The organism is Actinomadura soli (assembly GCF_005889715.1).
Lineage (GTDB): Bacteria > Actinomycetota > Actinomycetes > Streptosporangiales > Streptosporangiaceae > Spirillospora > Spirillospora soli.
Window position 1 is genome coordinate 1 of record NZ_VCKW01000312.1, and the last position, 8,593, is coordinate 8,593.

The following is an 8,593-nucleotide window of genomic DNA, read 5'->3' on the forward strand; positions in this document are numbered from 1 at the left end:
CTCGTAAGTGAGTTCCGTACCGGGCGGGCGGCGGGGTCATTTGGTGGTCGGTGGGTGGTCATTTGGTGTTCATCTGGTGATTTTGTTTCGGGAGTAGGCATGCCTGTGTGCGTGCTGTTCTGGCGGTCTTGCTGAGTGTCGTTCTCGTGGGATGTTCGGCCGCGAAGGCGTCCGTTTCGGGGGACGATCTCATCGTGGTCGGGGTCAAGGCCGATCAGCCCGGGCTCGGGTTCAGGGAAGGCGGTGTCTTCCGGGGGTTCGAGGTCGACGTGGGGACGTACATCGCCCGGCAGATCGGGGCCTCGCGGGTGGAATTCCGGGAGGTCAGATCGGATGACCGGGAGCGGAAGCTGGCCGGGCGCGACGTCGATCTCGTGCTCGCCTCGTACTCGATCACGCCGGACCGGGCGAAGCTCGTCACGTTCGGCGGGCCCTACTACGTCGCGCACCAGGACATCATGGTGCGGCGCGGGGACTCCCGGATCCGGAGTGTGCGCGACCTGGCGGGCCGGCGGATGTGTCAGGCCAGCGGGTCGGTTTCCACTGATCGGGTGGTCAAGGGGCTGAGCATTCCGGCGAGTCTGGTTCCGGGGTCTTCGTACAGCGACTGTGTCGCGAAATTGCGTGGTGGGGTCGTCGACGCGGTTTCCACTGGGGATCTGGTGTTGGCCGGGTTCGCGGCACGGGACCTGGAGATCGTGAACGCGCCGTTCACCGACGAGCGGTACGGGGTCGGGCTGCGGAAGGGCGACGTCGACGGGTGTGAGGCGGTGAACCGGGCCCTGACGACCATGTACCAGGACGGGACGGCCGGCGAGCTGCTGCGCAAGTGGTTCGGGAAGAGCGGGATCACGCTGGTCGAAGAGGTCCCGCAGTTCGAGGGCTGCTCGTAATGTCGGTGCCGCTGCCTAGAGTGGGCGGGTGGCTGAGGACAGGGTTGTTTGGGACGAGCTCTTGGCGGCCGGTTTCCTGCACGCTCTGCGGGAGGCCCACCGGGACGCGACGCTCGCCGTCCTGGGGTCCCTGAGCCGGGCGGCGGGGTTCACGGAGCGGTCGTACGGGGTCAGCGCGTTCGACGTGCTGGCGACGTGGATCGACCGGGTCTTCGAGGACGAGCCGCAGGTCGTCCGCGACGATCTGAACGGCTCGCCCGGATGGCGGTACGGGCCGTACCGGGTGCTGCTGAAGCGGCACGAGTTCGGGAACGTCCGCGGGATCCGGTGGGATCGGGACAGTCCCACCAAGCAGGCCGTGGCGCGCCAGGGATATGTCGAGGATCCGCAGCTTGAGCTGCCGCTCGGGATCCATCGCGACACGCCCGGAGTCGTGACCTTGGTGCTCGCGCACAGCGCCACCGACGAGCCGCTGGAAATGGAGCTTTTCCTGGGGCGGCCCAGGTGGAACGCGGACGGCGGGACGGCCTGGCACTGGGTGCGGGAGCTGGACGACGCCATTGGCCCCGATCCACGTCGTAAGCTCGTCGAGCGGACGATGCCGCTGTGGGACGGCGGGGAGACCGATGTCCCGATGCGGCTCCGCGGGGAGACGAAATCGGCCTAGCAAAGGGTGGCGCGGGTGCTGTTCGACTGCGAGCGGCTGACGCTTGCCCGCCGCCTCAGGGGGTTGCGTAAGAATCAGGTCGCGCAGGCCGTGGGGACGACACCGAAGGCCATCGGACGGTACGAGGCCGGCGTGCAGACGCCCGAGGAGCCGATGGTACGGCGCCTGGCGATCGCGCTCGGGGTGCCCGTGGAGTTCTTTCAGGGCGGCCGGAGCCGCGCTTCGCTGGACGGGGCGCATTTCAGGTCGTTGAGGTCGACCAGTCAGATCGAGCGCGACCAGGCGCTCGCCTACGGGCGGATCGCCACCGATGTGGTCGGCGCACTGGAGGATCTCGTCGATTTCCCCGAGGTCGATCTCCCGGAGTACGCGGTGCCGCCGGACGAGATCGGCGGAAGCGGGCCGGCGGAGGCGGCGCGGGTCGCGAGAAAGGCCCTGGCCGGGGAGCCGGGGCCGGTTCCGCATATGGTGCGGCTACTGGAAGGGCACGGCGTGATCGTACTCGTCCTGCCGGACGCGGCGGAGCGGGTCGACGCGTTCAGCGTGGGCGTCCATCCGCGGCCGATGGTGTTCTTCAATCCGGCCAAGGGCGATTACTGGCGCAACCGTTTCGACGCCGCCCACGAGCTGGGGCATTTGGTGATGCACGCCGACGCCGAACCCGGGGAGAAGATCGTCGAGGATCAGGCGCACCGTTTCGCGGCGGAGTTCCTGATGCCGGAGGACGACATCGGCGGCGAACTGCCGGCGAGCGCCGATTGGGAGCGCCTTGCCGAACTGAAGGCGGCGTGGGGCGTCAGCATGGCGGCGCTGCTGTATCGGGCGCGCACGTTGCGGGTCATGAAGGAGGCCGCGTACCGGAACGCGATGAGCGTGCTGAGTTCGCGGGGGTGGCGGCGCCAGGAGCCGGGGCCGGCGAAGGCCCTTGAGCGGCCCACGATGCTGACCCGGGCGATCGAGATCGTCGGCGCGGCGGGCACGGACCGTGACCGGGTGGCGGAGCGGGCGCGGGTGACGCGAGCCGATCTCGATCTGCTCGTTCCGCGGCGCTAGCACCCGAAAAGTGGAACGATCCTGCCTGGTCGTTCACGGACAATGATGTGATTTGTACACCAGGTCGGCGGTTACATACCTCTGACCGGAGGTTGCCTGCGCGTCCATCTTGCCTGTGAGACGCTCCGAGAGTTGTCGTGCCGTGCGAGACGCTGGAGATCTTGTGCTTGACAATCGGCAGGCCGGCCCGACCGCCTTGCGCATGCAGATAGGCGCGCGACTGCGGCGGTTACGGGAGGAGAAGGGCATCGGGCGGGCGGAGGCGGGGGCGGCGATCCGCGGGTCGGCGTCCAAGATGTGCCGCCTTGAGCTCGGGCGCCACGGATTCAAGGTGCGGGACGTCCTCGACCTGCTCGACCTGTACGGCCTGGACGACGAGGACGAGCGGAACAGCTTCGTCGAACTCGTCCGGGAGGCGAAGAAGCCGGGCTGGTGGCAGAGCTACGGCGACGTGGTGCCGGCCTGGTTCGAGCAGTACGTCGGCCTGGAGCAGTCGGCGACGACGATCCGCAGCTACGAGGTGCAGTACGTCCCGGGGCTGCTGCAGACGGTCGACTACGCGCGGGCGGTCATCGGCCTGGAGCACCACCAAGCGACCTACGACGAGCTCGACCGGCGGCTCAAGGTGCGGATGACCAGGCAGGACATCCTGCTCCGGCCCGTCGCCCCGGTCAGGTTCTGGACGGTGATCGACGAGGCGGCGCTGCGCAGGCCGATCGGTGGGACCGAGACGATGCGCGCCCAGATCGAGCACCTGATCAACGTGGCCGAGCGCATGCCCAACGTGAAGGTGCAGCTCCTGCCCTTCTCCGCGGGCGGCCATCTCGCGCTGGGCGGCCCGATCACGGTCATCCGGTTCGCGGAGCACGACCTGGAGGACGTCGTGTACCTCGAACAGCTGACCGGCGCCCGCTACCCGGAGGGCCGGGAGGCCGACCGGTACAAGGAGATCATGGATTCGCTGGCCATCCGCGCGGCCCCTCCCATCCGCACCGTCGCGCTCCTCAGCGACATGCTGAAGGACTTCTGACCTCCCGGTCCGACCGGCGGGAGCCTCCGCCGCGATCGAACAGATGTTTGACTCGGTGGGTACAGTGAGGGCATGTTCCAAGCCTCGCTGCTGGACGACACGGACGAGCGCGGTCCGCGTCCGCTGAGTTCGGCGCGGCGGACGCGGCTCGCGCACGGCGCCTGGGTGGACGTCCTCCCCGGCTGGATCCCGGGGGCGGACGCGCTGTTCGAGCGCCTGCACACGTCCGTCCCGTGGCGTGCGGAGAGCCGGCGCATGTACGACCGTGTCGTGGACGTCCCGCGACTGCTGGCCTTCTACGACGAGGGCGACGTGCTGCCCGATCCCGTCCTGGACGAAGCGAAGGCCGCGCTCGACGGCCACTACGCGGAGGAGCTCGGGGAGCCGTTCCGCACCGCCGGGCTGTGCCTGTACCGGGACGGGCGCGACAGCGTGGCCTGGCACGGCGACAGGATCGGGCGCGGTGCCACGGAGGACACGATGGTCGCGATCCTGTCGGTCGGGACACCGCGCGCCCTGCTGCTGCGCCCGCGCGGCGGCGGCCGGACGATCCGCCACGAACTCGGACACGGCGATCTCATCGTGATGGGCGGGAGCTGCCAGCGGACATGGGAGCACGCGATCCCGAAGAGCACCCGGGCGACCGGCCAGAGGATCAGCATCCAGTTCCGACCCCGCAACGTCCGCTGACCCCCTCCAAGGCCCCCTTGCCGCAGGGCAGGCGGGGATGCCCGCGCACGTCGGCCGGGACGGGGTGGCGGCGTGCGATCATGACGGTGATCCGCCTGGAGGCCGGGGCCGTGCTTCGTCCGATGGCCGTGTACAGACGTCCCAGCGGGCGCGGGACGGGAGGAGGGACAGTGTGACGGTCTCGCTCGTCACCGGCGCGAACCGGGGCATCGGCCTCGAAGTGTGCAGGCAGCTCGCGCAATGCGGCCACGACGTCCTGCTCGGGGCCCGCTCTCCGGAGGCGGCCGAGCGGGCGGCGGCGGAGGCCGGTGCGACGCCGCTGCGCCTGGACGTCACCTCGTCCGCCGACATCGAACGGGCCGCCGCCGAGATCGGGCACCTGGACGTCCTGGTCAACAACGCCGCGATCACCTACGACACGTGGCAGCGGGCGTCGACCGCCGACCTGTCCGTCGTCCGGGAGGCGGCCGAGACCAACCTCTACGGCCCGTGGCGGCTGACGCAGGCGCTCCTTCCCCTCCTGCGCCGCAGCGGCCGCGGACGGATCGTGAACGTGTCGAGCGGAGTCGCGTCGCTGACCGGCATGGGCGGCGGCACGCCCAGCCCGACGACGAGGCCCGGACGGAGATGACCGGGCAGATGCCCCCCGAATACGTCGACGCGTTCTTCGACTTCTACGTGAACGGCTCCCTGGACGAGTCGTTCGTCCGGTCGACCGTCCAGGACATCACGGGCACGCCGCCCCGGACCTTCCGGCAATGGGCCGAGTCCCACACCTCCGACTTCACATGACCACCCCCGACCGGCCCGCCCCACCAGAACCGGCCAGGCCGGTCGTGACGCTTGCCGCGATCACTGCCGCGACGCGGGCCCTTCTCGCGACGGCGGAGGAGTTCGATGATGGCGACGTCCGCGCGCCGTCGCTGCTTCCCGGCTGGACGCGCGGCCACGTCCTCACCCATGTCGCCAGGAACGCCGATGGCGGCACCCGCCTGCTCACCTGGGCCCGGACGGGCGTCGAGTCCTACGAGTACCCGAGCATGGAGGCCCGCGCCGCCGAGATCGACGCCGGGGCAGGACGGCCCGCCGCCGAACTCGTCGCGGACGTGCGGGACAGCGCCCGGCGGTTCGCCGACGCCTACGCGCTGATGCCCGGCAGCGCGCCGTCCGGCGAGGGGTGGGCGCGGACCGTCCAGTGGACGTCGGGCGCACGCCACCCGGCCGCCCGCGCTGCCGACGCGCGGCTCACCGAAGTGCTCGTCCACCATGTCGACCTCGACGCCGGCTTCATGCCGCGTGACTGGCCCGCGGCGTTCACATCGCGGACGCTCGACGGCGTCGTCGCGTCCTTCGCCCGCCGTGCCGACGCGCCGCGCCTGCTGCTGCTCGCCACCGACACGGGCCGCGACCTGGGGGAAGGCGAGGACGATGGCGTCGTGACCGTCACCGGCCCGGAGGCTTCCCTGCTCGCCTGGCTGATGGGCCGCTCGGGCGGCGACGACCTCACCGGCGCCGAAGGCGTGACACTTCCCTTCCTCTACTGACCCCATCGGCTTACGGTGATCGGCCCGGCGAGGGCCGGCCGGCTCATGAACCTCACCCGGAGACGGGCGGCGGCGGTGCCGTTCCGGGGCGCCGATGGACGTTCGGCGACCCCCGTTGGCGGTCGCGTTACGGGCGGTTCCGCCGCCGCGACAGAGTGCTGAGGGACGGTTCAGGTCTGATTCAGGGTCCGCTCGGGGTCGCCGAACCAACCCGGGTTCGCGGAGTTGTCAAGAATAGCCAGTCAAGACTTCCGGCCATCGCCAGGTTCGACAATTTCTGCGATAGGCGCGAAAAAGAGTCGCGCGACTCAACGTGCGTCCAGATCTCCACTCTGGATCGCGCTCAGCAGCGCATTCCACTGGGTGGAATCCAGGGCGATGACGCCCGCCGCGTGGTCGCGTGAGTCCCGGACCAGCACCGACGGACCCAGTGCCGTCACCTCCACACATTCATTCCCGGACTGGCTCCGGCTGGCCTTGCGCCAGTTCAACGCCGTTCCGCGAATCGATCGGCACACCATCCAGCAACCCTCCATCCATTGCCGGCGGGTGCCGTCTTGCCAGCCGATCGGACAAGAACACCCGCCCGGCGAGCACCAAGCAGGGCACGGCAAACCACGACCTTGTGGATAATTTCCCGGTCATGAGTGTAAACGGTCCGAGTTACCCCGCCTACAAGGGAACACAAGATCACTCTGCGTGCTATGAAGGCCACTCGCCTTGTGGGTGCCCGATGCGGCCGTCACCTCCGGTCGGGGTCGAGTCGAGTTGCGAAGCTGGAGTCAGGCCGTCAGGCCGCGGTGGTGGAGTCCGACCGTCCCGGCCACGAGTCGTACCGTCCGGCCGCGGGTGCTGGAGCCGGGCCGTCAGGCCATGAGGTCTTCGGCGGCCTGCCGGAGCAGCGCGATCGACTTCTCGGCGGGCAGTGACTGCTCCAGCAGGAGCTCGAAGGTGTCCCGGTACTCGGGGATCTTGTCGTCGTCGCCGGTGAGCATCAGGCTGGCCCCCGACCGGCCCTCCAGGTAGAGGATGTCGTCCAGGTCGCCGTCGAACTCCAGCAGGCTGAACGGTCCTTCGAGCCCGAGGTGCGCACCCGCCTTGAACGGGACGATCCGGACGGTCAGCAGATCGTCGCGCTCGGCGGCGTCGGCGATGCGGACCAGCTGGGCGGGCATGATCGCCGGATCGATCTTGATGCCGACATGGCGGCGGATCACCGCCTCGTCGATGATGTAGTGCTGGCGTGGCGGGTTCTGCCGCTTGGCGAGCTCCTGCTGCCGCTGGATGCGCAGCTTCGCGCCGAGGGCCCTGCCCTGCTCGGACACCTTGCCCGTGGCGAGCACCTCGGCGTATTCGGGCGTCTGGATCAGCCCCGGGACGACGGACCCGTGGAACTGCCGGATGTACGCCGCACCCGCCGAGTAGCCCACGTAGTTCAGGAAGTTCGGGTCGAACTCACCCCGGTAGGTGTTCCACCACGCGGGCTCTCGCGCGCCGCGGGCCAGCGACTGGAGGCGCTCCTGGCGTCCCTCCGAGTTCACGTCGTACACCCTGAGCAAGGCCTGCAGGTCCGTCCGGGTGATGGCGTTCTTTCCCCCCTCGACCCTGATGAGCTTCGACGGAGACCATTCGAGCTGCCGGGCCACCTGGTCCTGCGTCAGTTTCTTCTCTTTGCGCAGGCGGACGAGCTCGGCGCGCAGCAACGCGCTCTGGACGATCGGCCCCTGGTCACTGGTCATCTCAATCGCTCACTCTATGTAGTAGATGCCACCAGCCCGCATGCAACCTGGCAGGCCGCCACATGGCGCGATAAGTCACGCCAGCGCGCTACCTGGCGAGCCCGCGAGAACCCACCCCCGAGGGCCAGACCCGTCATATCGCTCGAAACTCGGCGATGAAGCTGCCAGACTGCTGCATGCCCGTAGACTATGTTGTAATGTGCTAGGTAGCAAAGTAGCAGACGCCGACCTGCCACCCGACGTGTTGCTACCCAAGAAACTGGGAAAGACCTTGACGCAGGGTGAGGGATCGGACGGGCCATGGGCGCCCCGTCCGGGAACTGCCCGCCGGCGGACACGGGGACGGACGCCGACGCGACGAGACACCGGACACGCGCCGGGACGGGGAGGACGCCACGAACGCCGAACATTCCGGAAATACCAGAAAAGAAAATAGAGTCGCCCGCCGCCTCCCACCGATCACCGGTTGCGAGCCAAGACGATCGAGGGAAAGCGGAGAGCGACTCCTCGAGACCGCGTGAGATCGCACCGGCCGGTCGCGTCGGACTTTCTCGCGAAGTCGCGGAAAGATCCAGGCTGACCTGCTCAAACGTTCTCTGCGGACTCACCCAGTCTAACCGCGATCATGCGGTTCGGGCTAGTAGGTGAATGCGACTCGGGCCCCCTGGTACAGCCGGTGCCGGGCCGTCCCAGGCAGCCGGACATGTGGCATCCGAAGTCGCGATTCGAGACATGGGGTTCTCGACATGTCAAGACAGCAGATTCTTCCCCCGACCATTGACATCCACCGCCCCACGAACCCACCATTCCCCGTCCAGCAGATCATCTGGCGGGTGCGCTGATGGACGACTACGCCCGCCAGCACGACCCCGACCAGATCGTCCCGGCCGAAACCGGCCCCGCCGACATCGCGTGGCCGGCTCACGACCAGCCCGAGAACGAGCGCCGGGACGTCGGACGCCACCTCCGCCTAACCC

The 8,593-nt window shown here is 69.0% G+C and carries 10 protein-coding genes; 8 read left to right on the forward strand and 2 right to left on the reverse strand.

Annotated features, from left to right (window positions below; all coding sequences use genetic code 11):
- Positions 1-194 precede the first annotated feature (194 nt).
- From ETD83_RS36310 to ETD83_RS36340, 8 genes are all read left to right on the forward strand, one after another.
- Positions 195-893: a glutamate ABC transporter substrate-binding protein gene (locus ETD83_RS36310; RefSeq protein WP_230421413.1), complete on the forward strand. Its 699-nt coding sequence runs from the start codon at positions 195-197 to the stop codon at positions 891-893.
- Positions 894-921: 28 nt separating this feature from the next.
- Entirely contained in the window at positions 922-1,560 is a 639-nt protein-coding gene (locus tag ETD83_RS36315; RefSeq protein ID WP_138649737.1) for a hypothetical protein, read from the forward strand.
- Between the two features lie 15 nt (positions 1,561-1,575).
- Positions 1,576-2,613: an XRE family transcriptional regulator gene (locus ETD83_RS36320; protein ID WP_230421414.1), complete on the forward strand. Its 1,038-nt coding sequence runs from the start codon at positions 1,576-1,578 to the stop codon at positions 2,611-2,613.
- Between the two features lie 163 nt (positions 2,614-2,776).
- Complete coding sequence (locus ETD83_RS36325) at positions 2,777-3,643, forward strand: helix-turn-helix domain-containing protein (RefSeq protein ID WP_230421415.1); 867 nt, start codon at positions 2,777-2,779, stop codon at positions 3,641-3,643.
- A 72-nt stretch (positions 3,644-3,715) separates the two neighbouring features.
- Complete coding sequence (locus tag ETD83_RS36330; RefSeq protein WP_138649740.1) at positions 3,716-4,333, forward strand: alpha-ketoglutarate-dependent dioxygenase AlkB; 618 nt, start codon at positions 3,716-3,718, stop codon at positions 4,331-4,333.
- Between the two features lie 172 nt (positions 4,334-4,505).
- The gene (locus ETD83_RS36335) at positions 4,506-4,964 is read left to right on the forward strand and encodes an SDR family NAD(P)-dependent oxidoreductase (protein WP_230421416.1); all 459 of its coding nucleotides are present in this window, start codon (positions 4,506-4,508) and stop codon (positions 4,962-4,964) included.
- On the forward strand, positions 4,961-5,125 hold the full coding sequence (locus tag ETD83_RS43165; RefSeq protein ID WP_171064645.1) for a hypothetical protein: 165 nt from the start codon (positions 4,961-4,963) through the stop codon (positions 5,123-5,125). Before ETD83_RS36335 ends, ETD83_RS43165 begins: the two co-directional genes overlap by 4 nt.
- Positions 5,122-5,877 (forward strand): maleylpyruvate isomerase family mycothiol-dependent enzyme, encoded by a 756-nt coding sequence (locus ETD83_RS36340; RefSeq protein WP_138649742.1) that lies wholly within the window; start codon positions 5,122-5,124, stop codon positions 5,875-5,877. The genes ETD83_RS43165 and ETD83_RS36340 overlap by 4 nt, the downstream gene beginning before the upstream one ends.
- Before the next feature lie 308 nt (positions 5,878-6,185).
- Here the strand turns inward: ETD83_RS36340 and ETD83_RS45590 are convergent, their stop codons facing one another.
- On the reverse strand, positions 6,186-6,413 hold the full coding sequence (locus ETD83_RS45590) for a DUF397 domain-containing protein (protein WP_329603042.1): 228 nt from the start codon (positions 6,411-6,413) through the stop codon (positions 6,186-6,188).
- A gap of 330 nt (positions 6,414-6,743) precedes the next feature.
- Entirely contained in the window at positions 6,744-7,616 is an 873-nt protein-coding gene (locus ETD83_RS36350) for a helix-turn-helix domain-containing protein (RefSeq protein WP_138649744.1), read from the reverse strand.
- Positions 7,617-8,593 lie beyond the last annotated feature (977 nt).